18 protein-coding genes are annotated in these 16620 nt (G+C 45.3%); all 18 read right to left on the bottom strand.

What is annotated here, in order from left to right:
- Positions 1-3: 3 nt before the first annotated feature.
- Positions 4-207: a helix-turn-helix domain-containing protein gene (locus AC1MBV_RS08945; protein WP_255749281.1), complete on the bottom strand. Its 204-nt coding sequence runs from the start codon at positions 205-207 to the stop codon at positions 4-6.
- The gene (folK, locus tag AC1MBV_RS08950) at positions 159-1040 is read right to left on the bottom strand and encodes a 2-amino-4-hydroxy-6-hydroxymethyldihydropteridine diphosphokinase (protein ID WP_370646150.1); all 882 of its coding nucleotides are present in this window, start codon (positions 1038-1040) and stop codon (positions 159-161) included. The genes AC1MBV_RS08945 and folK overlap by 49 nt, the downstream gene beginning before the upstream one ends.
- Positions 1033-1851, bottom strand: coding sequence for a dihydropteroate synthase (folP, locus tag AC1MBV_RS08955; protein WP_255749286.1), 819 nt, complete (start codon positions 1849-1851; stop codon positions 1033-1035). The genes folK and folP overlap by 8 nt, the downstream gene beginning before the upstream one ends.
- Positions 1852-2305: 454 nt before the next feature.
- Positions 2306-3229: a cysteine synthase A gene (cysK, locus tag AC1MBV_RS08960; RefSeq protein ID WP_255749280.1), complete on the bottom strand. Its 924-nt coding sequence runs from the start codon at positions 3227-3229 to the stop codon at positions 2306-2308.
- A gap of 283 nt (positions 3230-3512) precedes the next feature.
- A complete protein-coding gene (gene hslO / locus AC1MBV_RS08965) occupies positions 3513-4388 on the bottom strand; it encodes an Hsp33 family molecular chaperone HslO (RefSeq protein WP_304654921.1) in 876 nt (291 codons plus the stop codon).
- A 19-nt stretch (positions 4389-4407) separates the two neighbouring features.
- Positions 4408-5172: a type III pantothenate kinase gene (locus tag AC1MBV_RS08970; protein ID WP_255749278.1), complete on the bottom strand. Its 765-nt coding sequence runs from the start codon at positions 5170-5172 to the stop codon at positions 4408-4410.
- Positions 5173-5292: 120 nt separating this feature from the next.
- On the bottom strand, positions 5293-7317 hold the full coding sequence (gene ftsH, locus AC1MBV_RS08975; RefSeq protein ID WP_255749277.1) for an ATP-dependent zinc metalloprotease FtsH: 2025 nt from the start codon (positions 7315-7317) through the stop codon (positions 5293-5295).
- 129 nt (positions 7318-7446) lie between these two features.
- Positions 7447-7986, bottom strand: a complete 540-nt coding sequence (gene hpt / locus AC1MBV_RS08980; RefSeq protein ID WP_255749276.1) for a hypoxanthine phosphoribosyltransferase — start codon at positions 7984-7986, stop codon at positions 7447-7449.
- Complete coding sequence (tilS, locus tag AC1MBV_RS08985) at positions 7983-9419, bottom strand: tRNA lysidine(34) synthetase TilS (protein WP_480948109.1); 1437 nt, start codon at positions 9417-9419, stop codon at positions 7983-7985. Before tilS ends, hpt begins: the two co-directional genes overlap by 4 nt.
- 59 nt (positions 9420-9478) lie before the next feature.
- Complete coding sequence (locus tag AC1MBV_RS08990; RefSeq protein ID WP_480948110.1) at positions 9479-10417, bottom strand: protein kinase domain-containing protein; 939 nt, start codon at positions 10415-10417, stop codon at positions 9479-9481.
- On the bottom strand, positions 10404-11141 hold the full coding sequence (locus AC1MBV_RS08995) for a VWA domain-containing protein (RefSeq protein WP_255749273.1): 738 nt from the start codon (positions 11139-11141) through the stop codon (positions 10404-10406). Before AC1MBV_RS08995 ends, AC1MBV_RS08990 begins: the two co-directional genes overlap by 14 nt.
- 166 nt (positions 11142-11307) lie before the next feature.
- Positions 11308-14016 carry a stage II sporulation protein E gene (gene spoIIE / locus AC1MBV_RS09000; protein ID WP_480948111.1) on the bottom strand — a complete coding sequence of 903 codons (2709 nt, stop codon included), beginning with the start codon at positions 14014-14016 and terminating at the stop codon, positions 11308-11310.
- A gap of 201 nt (positions 14017-14217) precedes the next feature.
- Positions 14218-14643 carry a S1 domain-containing RNA-binding protein gene (locus AC1MBV_RS09005; protein ID WP_255749271.1) on the bottom strand — a complete coding sequence of 142 codons (426 nt, stop codon included), beginning with the start codon at positions 14641-14643 and terminating at the stop codon, positions 14218-14220.
- A 67-nt stretch (positions 14644-14710) separates the two neighbouring features.
- Positions 14711-15136 (bottom strand): FtsB family cell division protein, encoded by a 426-nt coding sequence (locus AC1MBV_RS09010; protein WP_480948112.1) that lies wholly within the window; start codon positions 15134-15136, stop codon positions 14711-14713.
- Positions 15106-15684 carry a spore cortex biosynthesis protein YabQ gene (gene yabQ / locus AC1MBV_RS09015; RefSeq protein ID WP_255749269.1) on the bottom strand — a complete coding sequence of 193 codons (579 nt, stop codon included), beginning with the start codon at positions 15682-15684 and terminating at the stop codon, positions 15106-15108. Before yabQ ends, AC1MBV_RS09010 begins: the two co-directional genes overlap by 31 nt.
- Entirely contained in the window at positions 15681-15989 is a 309-nt protein-coding gene (yabP, locus tag AC1MBV_RS09020) for a sporulation protein YabP (protein ID WP_255749268.1), read from the bottom strand. The genes yabQ and yabP overlap by 4 nt, the downstream gene beginning before the upstream one ends.
- Before the next feature lie 95 nt (positions 15990-16084).
- On the bottom strand, positions 16085-16345 hold the full coding sequence (locus AC1MBV_RS09025; protein ID WP_255749267.1) for an RNA-binding S4 domain-containing protein: 261 nt from the start codon (positions 16343-16345) through the stop codon (positions 16085-16087).
- Positions 16342-16617, bottom strand: coding sequence for an HU family DNA-binding protein (locus AC1MBV_RS09030; protein ID WP_255749266.1), 276 nt, complete (start codon positions 16615-16617; stop codon positions 16342-16344). The genes AC1MBV_RS09025 and AC1MBV_RS09030 overlap by 4 nt, the downstream gene beginning before the upstream one ends.
- Positions 16618-16620: the final 3 nt, after the last annotated feature.

The following is a 16620-nucleotide window of genomic DNA, read 5'->3' on the forward strand; positions in this document are numbered from 1 at the left end:
GGTTTATAATTCCTTCATTTCCTGAAGAGATATAGACAGTGTGTCACAAATTTTCGTAATAAGTTCTGTTTCAGGTTCGCGGCTTTCTCTTTCAATTTCACCTAAAAGGGTTAATGAAATACCTAATTCTTTAGCAAGCTCAGCTTGCGTATAGCCTTTCAGTTTTCGAAAAGCCCGAATTTTCCTTCCCCATTGTTCTTTTTCCATAATCGCACTCCCTCTCCTTCATTGAGATTTTGCCACATTTCCATAACTGAACGGTTGATTCCAGGAACAACCAGGTGAGGCGCAATCTCAGCAAGCGGTTTAAGGACAAAAGCGCGACGCGCGATTTCAGGATGGGGCAGGGACAGTTCTTCTGAATAGGTAATCATTTGGTCAAAAACCAATAGATCAAGATCAATTGTTCTTGGTCCCCAGTGTACCTCTCTCATTCGATCCAAATCTGCCTCTATTTTTTGAAGCCTATGCAATAGAATGATTGAGGGAAGAAGTGTTTCAATCTGCACGATCATATTTAAAAAGTCTGGCTGCTCAACAGGACCATAAGGGTCTGTTTCGTAAATTGACGAGCAGCGCACAACATTTATCTTTTGTTCTGCTTGCAGCGCCTCGAGCGCGTGTTTCAAAAACCCCGCCCGATCGCCCATATTCGATCCAAGCCCTAAGTAGGCAGTTGTTCGAAACCGTTCAACCTCCACCGATACCGAGTCATAGTGACCGGCAATAGGCGGATTGGGTTTAATTACTTTAACCCGGCAGCTTTCAACTTTTGAAAAGCCGAGCAGTATCACTTCAGCAATTTTTTCAGCTACTGTTTCAATAAGCGCGTAAGGACGGCCTTCCACGATTTCCTTTACCTGCGCATATACTTCCGCATAATTAACCGTTTGATCAAGTCTGTCCGTAGTTCCCGCTTGATAAAGATTACATGCTAACGTTAGATCCACTTCAAAGCGCTGACCCATCCGTTGTTCTTCCGGAAGCGCGCCATGATATCCGTAGAACTGCATGCGGTTCAAATTAATTGTGTCAGTCAAGGTGAACCTCCTGCAGCATTGTATCCATCATTTTCGCCATACGCGCAATCTCGAGCACATCATGAACACGCATAATTTGGCAGCCTTTGGAGATTCCAAGACAAACAGTTGCTCCCGTACCTTCAATCCGATTGTCCACGGTTACGTTTAGTGTCCTGCCAATGAAACCTTTCCGCGATGTGCCAAGCAAGATCGGATAACCGAGCTCATGAAACGCCTCGAGATGGTTCATTACAAAGAGATTCTGCTGGTAGTCCTTAGCAAAACCAATACCCGGATCAAGAATAATGTGCTCCGGATCAACACCGGCATCCAACGCGATTGCAATGCTCTCACGAAGATCATTTTTCATGTCGCTTATGATGTCTTGATAATTATTGTTGTCGCGATTATGCATAAGAATGATCGGCACGTGATAGTCCGCGGCTATTTTCGCCATCTCGGGATCCGCTTTGGCACCCCAGACATCGTTAATGATGTCCGCGCCTGCTTCCAAGGCACGACGAGCAGTTTCCGCCTTAAAAGTATCTATAGAAATTGGCAGGTCCGTATGCTCACGTACCGCCTTAATCATTGGTACGACACGAGCGATTTCTTCATCCATTGCGACCGGCGTATGTCCCGGACGTGTCGACTCGCCGCCAATATCAATGATATCTGCACCGTCACGTTCCATTTGCAATGCATGAGACACGGCATGGTCAAGCTGATTGAATTGTCCTCCATCGGAAAACGAATCCGGAGTTACATTCAAAATACCCATAATCACCGTTTTTTTTCGATAATCCAGCGTTCTGCCCCTTACGTTCATCAGATGAAAAGGGGAAAGTTGAAAATTGCTCACAGGTGTTTGTTCCTCCCGAAAATCAGTCACGGCTTTAGAAAAACTTGAATTCGCCAAACATTTGGCGAAGCCGCCGTCGCGACGGTCACGGATGACCCAGTGCCCGGCTTATCACAGGACGTACTTCCGCATGATGCGGTGGCTTCGACGTTGCTCACAAAAAATGGGCGCCGTTAGTCAAAGTTCCTTTATTTGTCGTGCCGATGACACTAAATTCCTCTAAATCTTCTTTTTGTATAACAGAAACAGTATAACACAGATGGTCGACTTTACTTTTATAAACCGCCGGGCAAGTGCAGGTCAGGCATGTTCTCCATCTGAAAAAAATAGAACAATGACTAATCCTCGCCGCCGAGTGACCCATTCTTTACATAAAAAAAGAAAAAACCCGGTTTCCCGGGCTTTTGCTCTACATATTTGATTATTCTTCGACTTGATACAGTGGTGTGCTCAAATAACGCTCGCCGTTATCCGGCACAATGACAACAACTTTTTTACCTTTGCCAAGCTTTTTAGCAACCTGAACACCGCCATAAATTGCTGCACCACCGGAGATACCGGCAAGCACGCCTTCTTTTTTACCGGCAAGGCGCGCGTATTCGAATGCTTGCTCGTTAGCAACATCAATGACTTCGTCGTAGATTTCTGTATCCAATGTATCCGGAATAAAACCGGTTCCGATTCCCTGGATCTTATGCGGACCGCCTTTTCCTCCATTCAATACTGGAGAGTCCTTCGGTTCAACCGCATAAACACGGATGTCCTTAAATTTTTCCTTCAAAGCTTTTCCGCTTCCGCTCAACGTACCGCCTGTTCCGACACCGGCCACAAATGCATCCAGCGAATCGAAAGCTGCGGCAATTTCTTTACCGGTCGTTTCATAATGTACCTTCGGATTTGCTGGGTTCTGGAATTGTTGGGGTAAAAAGTAGCCCTTTTCCTTCGCAAGTTCTTGAGCTTTGGCAATCGATCCTTTGATCGCTTGGGCACCAGGAGTCAGAATGACTTCAGCACCGTATGCCTTAAACAATTTGCGCCGTTCAATGCTCATCGTTTCCGGCATAACCAAAATAGCTTTGTATCCTTTTACAGCAGCAACCAAGGCTAAACCAATCCCAGTGTTGCCGCTTGTCGGTTCGATAATGGTATCGTTCGGTTTCAGTTTTCCTTCTTTTTCAGCGGTTTCAATCATCGCCAGCGCGATTCGATCCTTCACGCTGCTGCCCGGATTAAAATATTCAAGCTTCGCATAGAGTTCCGCATCATTTTCACCAGTCAAATGATTCAAACGAACAATCGGCGTATTTCCAATCAATTCCGTAACCGAATTTGCAACAGTCATCATTCATCCCCCTTTAAATCCTCAGTAATCATGTATGATTTATACACTATATTATCAGTCAATTTGTGGTTCGTCAATGATTATGACTGCTCCGCAATACATCTGTTTGCTTATACAAAAAAGCATGTGTTATTTATATGCAGCTATTTGAAAACTTAGATTTTCCCAATGCTTAGTTAAGGCTGGGCCGGTGTCTGGTGCCTCATGATGCAGCGAAATTTTTATACTCGCCATTCGTTAAAAGTTTCATGTAAAAAAAGAACCTGCCCAAAGACAAGTTCATAGATTATTTATGCGGAATCAGTGCTTGTAATTCATCTGCTGTGAATGCGTAATGCGTTTCGCAAAATTGGCAAGTCACTTCCGCACCGCCGTCTTCATCAATCATGGCCTGAATTTCCTTTGCTCCTAACCCAGTAATGGAGCTTGCGAATTTTTCTTTTGAGCAACCACAGTGAAAAGCCACCGGGTGCTTTTGCAAGAGCTTATAATCGCCGTCCGGGAAAAGGTCGGCAAGCAATTCTTCAGGAGAATGTCCCGCATCAATGAGTTTAGAAATTGGCGGAATAGTCTTCAGCCGCTCCTCAAGTTTTCCAATAGTTGCGTCCTCTGCACCGGGAAGTACCTGAATAATAAAACCCCCAGCAGCCTTCACCGTCTGATCAGGGTTGACAAGCACACCGACACCTACGGCAGAAGGCACCTGCTCAGAGCGGGCAAAATAATAGGTGAAGTCGTCACCCAGCTCGCCTGAAACAATCGGCACACGCCCGGTAAAATTTTCTCTTAGTCCCAAATCCTTCACAACGCTGAGGAAACCGCTCTTGCCGACCGCGCGCGCCACATCTAATTTACCATGTGCATTTAATTCAAAATGTACTTCAGGATTCGACACATAGCCGCGCACTTGTCCATGGGTATTCGCATCGGCAACGATTGCGCCGATCGGACCACCGCCTTGAACAGTAACTGTTATTTTTTCATCGCCTTTTTCTTGTGCGGCCATCATCATCGAGGCAGTCATCGTTCGGCCAAGTGCTGCTGTTGCGGTTGGCCATGTTTTGTGACGCGACTGGGCCTCTCTGATTGTTTCAGTCGTTACCGACGTAATCACCCTGAGACTGCCGCTGCATGCTAAAGCCTTGATAAAATAATCGCCCAATCCGATCATTCCTTTCTTTTTACGCATTGCGTTGATAAATGAGGAAGAGCCCTTTAAGTGTCAATAATGGGTCCACATGGTCAATACTATCGGTCTCATGAGAAATCAGTGAGCACAGTCCTCCGGTCGCAACAACGACCGGATTCGAAGTCGCCTGTTTTTTCATCCGTGAAACGATACCTTCCACTTGCCCGACATAACCGAAAAGAACTCCGGACTGCATGGCGTGGACTGTATTGCGTCCGACGATATGCGGCGGTTTTGCAATTTCAATTCTCGGAAGCTTCGAAGCTCGCTCATAAAGCGCTTCGGTTGCTATATCAATGCCGGGTGCAATTGCCCCGCCAATATACGCCTTTTGCTCATCAATATACGAAAAGGTTGTTGCCGTTCCAAAATCGATTACAATGATTGGTGCCTGATAATCGTTCACCGCTGCTACCGCATTCACAATTAAGTCTGCGCCAAGCTCTTTCGGATTATCGTACTTTAAGTTTAATCCCGTCTTAATACCGGGGCCGACGACTATTGGTTTCAGATGAAAATACTTTTCGCACAACCGTTCCAGTGCAAACATAATTGACGGTACAACTGATGAGATGACCACACCGCTGAACCTGTCAAAGGATAGGCCGGTGTATGAAAAAAGATCATTAATTAGCATGCCGAATTCATCTTCTGTCTTCTCACGATCTGTTGAAATGCGCCAATGATTTGTTAACTTTCCATCATCATAAGTGCCAAGAACAATGTGGGTATTGCCTACATCACAAACAAAGATCATCTCGTTATCCTCCAGTTTATCCAGCCGGTTTCTCGAATTAAATCAGGGCAAAAACGAAAAGGAAGGCACTCCCATTCGGAGAAGCCTCCCTTTTCTTTGTATGTGCAATCGAAACAACGATCAAATTTTATGCTCGTCATCTTTTTTCTCGGTGTCCGATTGTTCTTTCGAGTCAACCGGCTTCTGCATTGAATCCTCGTCCTTTGAATGAATCGTCACTTTGACATCACTCTTTGATTCATCCTTCGGTTCAGCTGGATCAATTGCAGGCGCTTCTTCTTTATCATCTTTAGCAGAAGCGTACCGAGTCTTGCTTGGTTCGATATACTTACCTGTTTCATACAGTGATTTGATCTGCTCTTCTTCCAGTGTTTCCACCTTGAGCAGCGTCTGGGCAATCAATTCAAGCTTATCTCGATGTTCAAGGAGCAGCTTTTTGCATCGATCATATTCCGCCTTTACAAAGCGCTGCACTTCTTGATCGATTTCAAAAGCAATTGCATCGCTGTAGTTCTGATCGTTCTGAATATCGCGTCCCAAGAATACTTGCCCGCTGTCATTATTGCCGAATTGCATCGGACCCAGCTTATCGCTCATACCGAATTCGGTAACCATACGACGTGCCAATCCCGTGACGCGTTGCAAATCATTGCTGGCACCGGTTGAGATTTCGCCAAAGATAATTTCTTCGGCAACTCTACCGCCAAGAAGTCCGCATATCTTCTCAAGCAATTCCGGCTTGGTCATGAAATAGCGATCTTCTTTTGGAAGGGAAACCGTATACCCACCGGCCTGGCCACGAGGGATGACCGTAACTTTATGCACTTCATCCGCGCCTTCAAGAGCAAGGCCGATAATCGTATGCCCCGACTCATGATAGGCAACAATGTTTTGTTCCTTCTTAGAGATCACACGTGATTTCTTAGCGACACCGGCAATGACACGTTCAACTGCTTCATCGATGTCTTCCATATTGATTACTTTTTTATTTGCCCGAGCAGCGACAAGTGCTGCTTCATTAAGCAGGTTTTCCAAATCGGCCCCTGAAAATCCCGGAGTCAGTTTAGCCACAGTTTTCAAATCAATTTCTTTAGCCAGCGGCTTGTTGCGTGCGTGAACACGAAGTACAGCTTCTCGTCCAACAAGGTCGGGACGGTTAACCGGAATCTGACGGTCAAAGCGTCCGGGACGGAGAAGTGCCGGGTCAAGAATATCCGGTCGGTTGGTTGCAGCAACAATAATGATGCCTTCATTGGCTCCGAAACCGTCCATTTCAACAAGTAATTGGTTCAATGTCTGTTCGCGTTCATCATGACCACCGCCAAGACCAGCACCACGTTGACGCCCTACAGCATCAATTTCATCAATGAAAATGATACATGGCGAATTTTTTTTCGCTTGATCAAACAAATCGCGGACACGAGACGCGCCGACACCAACAAACATTTCTACAAAATCCGAACCGCTTATTGAGAAAAACGGTACACCCGCTTCACCTGCTACCGCACGTGCGAGCAGTGTTTTACCAGTACCAGGAGGGCCCTCAAGCAATACACCTTTCGGGATTCGCGCACCAAGCGCAACAAACTTTCTCGGATCTTTCAGGAAATCAACGATCTCCACCAGTTCCTGTTTCTCTTCATCAGCTCCGGCCACATCTTTGAATGTGACCTTCTTCTTGTCTTCCGAATACAGCTTGGCTTTGCTCTTGCCGAAATTCATTACTCGGCCGCCGCCGCCCTGGGCTTGATTCAGAAGGAAAAAGATAAGGAAGAAGATAATGGCGAACGGGATCAGTGATGTAACAAATGTAATCCATCCGCTTGTCCGTTCGGTCGGTTTAAAGTCTAATTTGTACTGTTTTGCCAAATCAGTTACCTGATTCACAACTTTGTCACTCGCCGGCAAATACACTTTGAATGTCGTATTTTTATCAGCACTCTTCAAGTGTCCCGTTGCTGCGTAAACGCTGCCTTCCGGTTGTAAGGTTAACTGATCTACTGCGCCTTTACTTAGGTTCGTTTGAAAGGCGCTGTATGTCATCGGTTTAACAGTACGATTCGTTTCCGTCAGCCAGCTGACGATACCGATGATCACTAAAGCAATAAATAAATATATGATAATATTCTTAAAAAGTCGATTCATGCCTTACCTCCTCCCGCTCTAAAAACAAATCATATTTTATAGTACCACATACACTTGTTACTGCCCAAGCAATTGCATTTTTGCGAGCAGTTCCTCTAAATAGCAACAAAAAACTGTTAAATGAGCAGCTCAAGCCTCGTATATCTCAGGCTTCAATATTCCAATAAATGGAAGGTTTCGGTATTTTTCCGCATAATCAAGACCATAGCCGACTAGAAAAGCATCGGGAACAGTAAATCCTGATAAGTCCGGAGCAACATCCGATTTTCTTCCTGACGGTTTATCAAGCAGCGTCACAATTTTTATGGATTTCGCCCTTCTCGTCTTAAATAATTCGACTAAATAACTCAGGGTCAGTCCGCTGTCAATAATATCCTCAATTATCAGAATATCTCTGTTTTCCACTGAAGTATCCAAATCCTTGAGAATTTTCACTTCCCCTGATGACACAGTAGAGTTGCCGTAGCTGGACACATCCATGAAATCAATTTCAATCGGAACAGTAATGGTCTTAATTAGGTCAGCCATAAAGGGGAGTGCCCCTTTCAGCACACCGATCACTAGGGGAAAGGAGTCGGCGTATTCGTTTGAGAGCGCTGCACCGAATTCATGCACCTTATTTTGAATTTCCTCTTCTGTTATTAATATTTCCTTGACGTCTTCCTTCATTCCTGCGTCCTCCCAAAACCAGCCAACGGTATAAATTTAAGCTTTATATAGTCCTTTTTCTCTAAATCAGGCGGTGACGGATAAGGCGTGCCTCGCCTCAACAGCGGCAGCCAAAGTATACGGCCGTTCGCATCGGTAATTACAGGCCACTTCATTCTTTCATTGCGGTCAATCTTTTCGTTGATGAAAATACGCTGGATCTTCTGCGATCCTGTCATCCCATTCGGACTTATACGATCTCCGCTTCGCCATGTCCGCACATAAAGCGGAAGGGCAATGTTTTCCTCATCGAAGATGCAACAGGCTCGGCCCAATGCAGAAGAAGATAATTTGTCTCCTTTCACATAAGCGGCCTCAATGGAGCCGGAAAGAAAATCTGTCCGTCCAGGGATACTGATCGCTGCCTGTTCTTCTATGTCACCGCTTTCCAGCACGAAGCCGACCCGACAGCGGTTGTAGGATTTTCTAGCTGTGAGCCCCCCGGGAAGAATGACGATCCCTGAGGAACGACTGGAATGCAGCAGCAGCAATAGTTGTTCAATATGTATCGGTTGGTGCATCGGCTGCAACTGTTGATTTGTATAGAGATAACATAATAGTAGATGAATTGTCCGCCTTTGTAAAGCCGGGTGAATGTCACGAAATTTAGGGATTGAAAGCGCATATTCATATTTCCTTTTATCCAGGATTGCCTGCTCAAGCTGATCTTCAGCCATCCGTACAAGCAGTAATTCATCCTCTGCAATCCGCTCGCTTTCATACTGGAATTTGAGATGTACCTGGGGATTCTCTTTCTTCAAAAATGGAAGTACATATTTCCGGAAGCGATTTCTTGTGTGCGCATCGGATTCATTCGACTCATCAAGCCGCGGAACAATTCCGTTCTCAGCACAATAATTTTCTAAATCAGCTTTTGTCTGCGAAAGAAACGGCCGTATAATCTCCCTTCCCTTAAAAACACGCCGAACAGGAATTCCTGCCCTCCCTATTCCGATGGTGCCGCGCACCTGTCGCATCAGCATGGTTTCTACTTGATCGTCACCGTGATGTGCCAGTACAAGCGCATCTGCTTTGAATGTTTCCATCGCTTCTGCAAAAGCCCTGTATCTCAGCTCACGCGCGGCTGTTTCAATGCTGATTTTCCTTTCTGAACTCCAAGAATGGGCATCAACCGTTTTCCCTATAAAAAGGATATCCCTTTTTTCGCAAAATGATGCGACATATTTTTGATCCTCGGCACTTTTGACTCCTCTAAGTGTGTGATCAACGGAACAGACAGCCAGTTCAAGCTTCCAGTCCTTTTTTTTCATATAAAAAAAGTGCAGAAGCGCCATCGAATCTGCCCCTCCGCTGACACCGAGAACAAGTCTTGCGTTTGAGCGGATCAGGTGATGAGTTTCAATAAAACGCGTCACACGTTCAGAAAATGTCATCGTTATTTTCTCCCCAGAAAATACTCGCTAAATAATGTATGTCCACAATACTCCAATTTTTACATGACGTAAATAATGACAAACAAAATATAGGCAGTTAATAAAACCGAAGCGGCAAGCCATGCTGATTTCCAGCTGTTGCTTGAACTTGTATTTGTTTTTCGAATAGTACGCCTTGTCTGCGGCGAGCGTGGCTCGCTTTGACGGCTCGTCATTATTTCTTGGAGCAGCTCACGCCGCATAGCCTCTGCACTTGGGTAGCTCCCCCTCATTGCATTTATTGCTATTTTTCGATACGGTGCCAGCTTCGGATGACTTTTCACAAATTGTACAAGCTGAACTTGAGGTTCATTTGTCCGTACAATGCGTTTGCCTGCGGCAGCATAAATCAAAATCATCACGCAAGCAAACAAATCATAGCTCGGTTCCGCACGACGTCCGCCGAAGCCCCAATATCCTCGGTCATAAAATTCAGTATATTCTCTCACAGATCTTCCTATGCGTGTTGCTCCCCCAAAATCAAGGCAGCGGATCGAATGGCCCGGATGTATAAGAATCAAATTTTCCGGCTTCAGATCACCAAATATATACCCCGACCTGTGCAGCTGCTGCAGTTGCTTCAACAGCTGCAGCATATATACAAGTGTCCAATCAAAGGGTTTCCGCTTAAGCGCATCGGCCAATGAAATGCCGTCCAAGTATTCCATAACGCAGAATCCAATCGTTCTGCCCCGCGTCAGCCAGTCGTCGCTATCATATAAAGAAGGCCCCAAAGGATCCCCTTGGAGCTTTTCAAACTGTTTCAGTACATTAACCTCTGAGATCAGTGACGCGCGATCCTTAGCCAGCTTGATCGCGACCATACGGCGTCCTTCTCTTCCCAAATACACCGTACCTTGTGCGCCGCTCCCCAGCCACTTGACAAGCTGGTATTGGTTTCGATGCCATTTCCCGGTGATCAAGGTTCCCGGAGCAAAGTGCAGATTATCTTGGGCCATCATCATAGGCCTCATCATCTTCAAAGAGCGACTGTTTTCTCGACACCGACGAAAAGCTTTTTACTGCTTCTTTAATTGCCGGTCCTGTGGGTGTAATGCCATGCGAGCTTATTTTTTCAAAGATGCGTTTAATGCTGTCCAACTGCGGCGTCCATGAAATGACTTTCTGCACGGACTTTCTTTTCCCGGGAAATAGAAAGAGACAAAATTGATTTTCACCCATGCGTGCGGATAAGCTCAGTGACAAATCGGTCAGTGCCTCGCGTACAGTCGGCAATTTATTTTTCATACTGGCACTTGTGTCAACAAGAATGCATACATGGAGATCAGCTGTTTCACCAACCTCATCAACGACTTCCATTACTTTTCCACGTTTTTCGGGAGGCAAATCCTCTACCGTTTCCCCGTCACCCAAAATATCCTGAAGCTGTCGATTGATCACACCTTTAATCGTCTGAGTCATCGCCTGCTTTGTCACCATTTGCACCGTTTGCGCGAGCTGCTTCGTCTGGACGATTTGGCTGATCCCGCCGCCCGCCTGTGCAATTCCCTCTACTTCCTGCAAGCCATGACTGTCCTCCGAGTCATATTGATCAAGAACACCAATGACATTAACGGTAATCCCTTGTTCACGAGCCAGTGCCGCCATTGCTACCGGATCTTCGCCTTCATTGGAACACCCGTCAGTGATTAACAAAATTTGCTTTAACGTGCCCTTCTTCATTGAGTCTTTCACTCCTCCCTGAATCTAGCATTATGATAGACAGGAAAAGTAGTTTCTATACCGTTAGTCTCGTAAAACTTGCCTCATGACCGCCAAAGCAAAATCTATCTGCCTCGCAAAGATGCAAGCAACGATAAAAACGGTGTGAAAGATTCATTTAATCCCATTAGGCACGATTGGCATGTTCATCGCTTCGATCCGTCGAAAAAGCCGACCACTCAGGAATATGATGGCTGATTCGTGCAGCGATGACTGTCATATCGTCATCAATACTGCCATCTCCGACACGAATTACTTCCTCAAGCAGCAGATCGGCAATTTCTTGCGGGTCATTAGTCTGCAGCTCTTTAATTTTCCGCTTGACCCATGCTTCTTTATTCTCAATATGCTTTGGCACATCAAAAATCCCATCGCTCATCATGATCAGTAGGTCTCCGGATTTTAACTGTTCAGTCTTCATATCCACATCAACATCACGTATAATTCCAATTGGTAAATTACCTGCATCCAACATGAAAACACGGCCGCCGCGCTTAATAAAGCTTGGATTTGATCCTATTTTCAGAAATTTTGATGTCGCATTTTGCAAGTCAATCAGTGCCAAATCCAGTGTCGCATAAATTTCCTCAGTCGAGCGAAGCGATAGGATTGAATTAATGGATTTGATCGCCAGCGTCTCATGAATACCGGATTTTAATACTTTATTCAGCAGCTGTAAGGTATCTTTGCTTTCCATGTCCGCACGTTCGCCATGCCCCATTCCATCGCTTATTGCCATAACGTATTTTTTGGAACCGATTTCAAAAAGTGAGTAGTTATCCCCGGAAATGCTGCCCCCTCCTCGTGCGGCCGTTGCGACACCGGTATCCAAATCGTATGCACGAGCAGAAATAAAAACAACACGACTCGGTCCTCCGGGATAATCAGAGGCTTGCTTTTTCTCAACAACAATACTCTCGCCGAGAATATCGGACAGCAGAGGTGCAATAACTTTTTCGCATGCACCGTAATTATCGGTCGGCAGCAGCGCTTCAATATCAATAGCCCCAGATTCTAAATTGTAAATCTCCACACTCTCAACGCGGATACCGATACCATTCAATTTAGCTAGAATCATTTCTTCCTGCCATTCATGAAGACCGCGTTCACGCTTCATTTCACTGGCAAAATCGCCCATTACCTGTGAGACACCTCTGAGCTGATCCGCGACAAGCCGTCTGCTCTCTTTAACATTTTGTTTCATCTTCTCATGCAGTTCAGACAGACTCTGCTCTTTGCGGATGACTTCCAGCGTTCGCTCCGCCTTGGAACAGTGACTACGCCATTTATGATGCAGCCGTGCATTCTCTTCACGATTTCCACGCCGCGACTCATCACGCAATTCGAGCATCAGCTTCTGCGTCCGTTCAAAATTATTGACCCAGCAGAACTCTTTTTTGAAGCAGTTCTGGCATGTCTTGGCCGTGACATTACTCAAAACGTCGCTGTCTTCCTCTGTTTCCGCTTCTGCCGGTGGATAAAAGCTCTTCGCAAGCGTCTGAAAAAGGCCTGAAAACTGCTCCACCCGACCAACTGTTACATCACGCAGCTTACGTACATATTGCTGTTGTTCAGCCTGATACTCGCGTGTCCCCGGAATAAAGGAAGCCATTTGCCGGATCAGACTCTTCGGTGTAACAAGAAAAAGTATAATGGCCGCAATCGAATCAATCACCTCGCTCCCAAGCCCTGCATATCCGCCGCCATAAACACCAATTAATAATGTCGAGATTAACAATCCGGCACAAACACCCGCTTTTCCCGCCTCCTTAAGTAAGCCGCCAAGCACGCCTGAGAAGGCGAGCAGGCTCATTTGATAGAGACTCGACACGCTCGCCATGCCCAGAATGAGACCGATCACCACACCAACCGTTGAACCGATCGCCGCACCGCCAGCGTATGCGAACAGAAGCACGGCATACCGGGCAAGTACATGATCAATGGATAGATCATAGATATGCAATCCGATTGTTCCGGCGATTACTGATGAAATTAAAATGACGAAACAAATGATTTCCTCATTTCGAAACAGTTTATGGTTAACACGCGTAGACATGAGCGGAACGCTCTGCATAAATATGAGTGTCACAAGCGCGGATAATGATGCCTCGGCTCCGGCCGTGAGCACATCCGTCCATACAAGTGTCAATGAAAATGCTGCCTGACAGAGCAGACGCACTAAAAATCCGGTAAGAAATACAAGTCCAGGCAGCCAGCGTTCCATATGCACACGTTGAAACGAAGCCACAATCCTCCACCCTGCCAAGAAAACGATTAATCCAAGCAGTGCGTAAAAAGCTTGTCCCACAGACAGCGTGAGCCCTCCGGCCAAAACTGCCATTGAATCTGCCCATCTCCGTTTGCGTTTCATCCAGAATACAGTTGCAAAAAAAGGAAGAATAAACGGTGTCAAGCTTGTAATGATTACAGCCCGTCCAAGTAAAAATCCTGCTGCCAGAAAAAACAGATCGGTACGAAACATAACACCCAGCAAAAAGGTTTGAAAAGAGCGCTGCGATTTTGATCGTTCTTGTATCGTTTGATTTTTTTGTAGGTAAGGGTCAATGGTACCCGCTGCTGCACCGCCAAATTTTTGAATCATATCGCTCGCCGCCTTTAACTTATGATTGTATGATCCATTAAAGCATAGTAGACGTTCATAATTTGTCACAATCACAAGCCGCAGATCAAAAAAACTTCGACGGCATTCTTGATGTTCAGCCATAAACGACAAATGATCGTGCAGTCTGTCGATGAATAGCATGAATTTATCGTCTATAGAAGGCGAAGACTTTGAAATACCGCCTTTTTTCCCTAAATTTTCTGCCTTCGCCATCGTTCATCTTTCACCTTGACACCACTACAAAAATTCAGCACCTTTAAAACAAGTCATTCATAACAGCGCCTGTTCAGTGCAGTCAAGCATTCCAATAGGCAGTGTCGGAACTCCCCCTGTCAAGGGGCAATAAAAAACACCCAAGCTCTGTTTGAACTTGGGTGTTGCGTTTATATATTGAGAAACTTTCGGAGGTCGCGCTCAGCCTCTTCTCGCACCGCGTCCCCCGCGTTTGGATTCTGTCTGGCGCTTAATTGTCGAAAGCCGATCTTCACTGTCCTTCAAATACTGGGAGATTTTGTCCTCAAAGCTTGGAGCACGCGAGGTAAACCGTTTCCCGCCGCCATGTCTCTGAGAACCTCCGCGCGAGGATGAAGATGCAACCTTAGGTTTATCGACAGCTTTACGGATCGATAGACCGATTTTTCCATCCGGAGCGACTTGCAACACCTTTACCGTTACTTCATCACCAACCGCCAGAACGTCATGAATGTCTTTCACATACCGATCCGCAACCTCACTGATATGAACCAGACCCGTTTTTCCGTCTGGTAAATCAACGAAGGCTCCGAAGTTCGTAATTCCTGATACTTTACCCTTCAGCTTGCTGCCTGCTTCAATTGACATAAAAAAAAGCTTCCTCCTAAATTGGTATCACTAATTATATTATTATACATAGCAAAAAAAGTGCCTGTCAATCCTTGTTATTATCGGGTTTCGAAAAAATAATTTCTCCTTTATTCGATAACAGATAATCGCGCCTTGCAATTTCGCCAATATATTTTTTATTATGCAGCAGAGAAATGCGTTTCTTCAATTCCACTGCTTGGGATTTCGACTGATTCAGCTGTTTTTGTAAACTTATTTTTTCTTGTGATGCAGCATTTAGTTTATGGGATTGCGAAATCAGAGAGGAGATCATGAAGGCGCAGGCTAAAGCAAAAACAATAAAAAAAGCAGTCAAACGCCGAATTAACCCCTTGTGCCGTTTTCTTTTTCTCTTTTCATTCATTTCCTGCGACTGCAGATAATTATTCTGCAGTCGAGTGACCCGCTCTGCACCGGCACTCTCCATATCGTTCCCCCCGATCATTTCCGTTTGGTGAATAGTGACATCCACTGATTGAATTTCTGCTGTATCCAAATTCTTTTTTTTGCCAGATAGACCACTGCTCGATCCGGAAGAACCAGTCGAACAATGCCTCTTAGAATTTTCAAAGGAATCAAAAGCAGAAAGAGCAAAATTTTCAGTAAGGTGTTTACTGTCATTCTACACAATCTGAAGACAAGCATCAATAGGAAAAAGAGCGGATAAATCAATAATTGATAGACAGTTTTTGCGGTAAAACGCCCTGTTCGGACAGTCACCGCAACAATTTTGCCGAATAGACGCATGAATGGTTTTTCTAAAAGTGCTTTATAAAAAGCAAAGCCGAGTGCAATACCCAGGAAATAATAAAGACGCAATTGTCCTTCATTTACGGGTAACAAAAGTGAAAAAAGCAGTACAGCCTGTACGATCCAAAAGAGAGGGTCTGAAATCAGCAAAATCCAACGGCGTCCTTTTTTCGGGTGCACAAAGTGCTGATAGACCGAAAATGAAGCACCGAACCAAATACCCATGGCGAGCATCAGGATAAGCGAGACGTATTGCTGTTCAAGCGTCATCGAAACAGCTTGCCGAAGAAGCCTTTATGAGCTTCTCCGCCCTGATCATCCAGATAGCTGATTTCAATAATATGCCCCTCAATCAATACCTGGCCCTGCTCAACATTCAGATTTTGCATTTTCAGACCGGAACCTCGAACGGCAAGATACCCCAATACCGTCTCAAGCAAGAATTCTTCATGATCAAAGCTTTCCACGTGTTTGACACCGGTAATCTCGATTGATTTCCGATCCTTAACAACTATATTTTGATTTTGCGCCGGCTTGTCTTTATTAGGGATCTGAGACGAATAAAATTGACTCATTGGACTCCCCCTCCTCTGTTTCCTACATTATGAGGGAGCTGTCCCATTTAGAACCAACCGGAATCACCAACAATAAATCAATTTCTACTTAATGCTTATTGACCTTCCTGCTGGTCACGGACCACTTCATAGAGCGAATCGGCTTCTTCTTTTTTGACGACTTCTTTTAACAGCAAGATGCGAACAGTCATTGGTTTTTGGCCGAAGTGCAGAGTCAGCTGATCACCGACCGCAACATTCGAGCTTGCCTTTCCGGGTTGTCCATTAATATCAACGCGCCCCTGATCGGCGAGTTCCTTCGCTACTGTTCGCCGTTTAATCAATCGGGATATTTTCAAATATTTGTCTAATCTCATTTTTTCACTGCATCCTTAAATTTATTGCCGGCTCTAAACCCTGGCACGCGGGTCGCCGGGATTGTGATTGTTTCGCCTGTCTGGGGATTGCGTCCTGTCCTGCTTGCGCGCTGACGGACTTCGAAGGTACCGAATCCGACAAATTGAACCTTTTCATCGGCATTCAGCGCTTGAATAATTTGTTCCAGCGCTTCGTTAACCACCGTTTCCGTATCTTTTTTCGCAATGCCCGTTTTCTCTGCCACTTTATGGATGAGTTCATTTTTATTCATTCA

This window comes from Sporolactobacillus sp. PKPK-6, from assembly GCF_056678885.1.

Coding starts and splice junctions, on each gene's coding strand:
- AC1MBV_RS09005 (WP_255749271.1), bottom strand. CDS start 14,643: ATGTCAATTGAAGCAGGCAGCAAGCTGAAGGGTAAAGTATCAGGAATT.
- AC1MBV_RS08970 (WP_255749278.1), bottom strand. CDS start 5,172: ATGATCTTTGTTTGTGATGTAGGCAATACCCACATTGTTCTTGGCACT.
- hpt (WP_255749276.1), bottom strand. CDS start 7,986: ATGAAGGAAGACGTCAAGGAAATATTAATAACAGAAGAGGAAATTCAA.
- cysK (WP_255749280.1), bottom strand. CDS start 3,229: ATGATGACTGTTGCAAATTCGGTTACGGAATTGATTGGAAATACGCCG.
- folP (WP_255749286.1), bottom strand. CDS start 1,851: ATGAACGTAAGGGGCAGAACGCTGGATTATCGAAAAAAAACGGTGATT.
- spoIIE (WP_480948111.1), bottom strand. CDS start 14,016: ATGGCGAAGGCAGAAAATTTAGGGAAAAAAGGCGGTATTTCAAAGTCT.
- ftsH (WP_255749277.1), bottom strand. CDS start 7,317: ATGAATCGACTTTTTAAGAATATTATCATATATTTATTTATTGCTTTA.
- yabP (WP_255749268.1), bottom strand. CDS start 15,989: ATGAGTCAATTTTATTCGTCTCAGATCCCTAATAAAGACAAGCCGGCG.
- AC1MBV_RS08990 (WP_480948110.1), bottom strand. CDS start 10,417: ATGGCCCAAGATAATCTGCACTTTGCTCCGGGAACCTTGATCACCGGG.
- AC1MBV_RS09025 (WP_255749267.1), bottom strand. CDS start 16,345: ATGAGATTAGACAAATATTTGAAAATATCCCGATTGATTAAACGGCGA.
- tilS (WP_480948109.1), bottom strand. CDS start 9,419: ATGACATTTTCTGAACGTGTGACGCGTTTTATTGAAACTCATCACCTG.
- AC1MBV_RS08995 (WP_255749273.1), bottom strand. CDS start 11,141: ATGAAGAAGGGCACGTTAAAGCAAATTTTGTTAATCACTGACGGGTGT.
- AC1MBV_RS08945 (WP_255749281.1), bottom strand. CDS start 207: ATGGAAAAAGAACAATGGGGAAGGAAAATTCGGGCTTTTCGAAAACTG.
- AC1MBV_RS09030 (WP_255749266.1), bottom strand. CDS start 16,617: ATGAATAAAAATGAACTCATCCATAAAGTGGCAGAGAAAACGGGCATT.
- yabQ (WP_255749269.1), bottom strand. CDS start 15,684: ATGACGCTTGAACAGCAATACGTCTCGCTTATCCTGATGCTCGCCATG.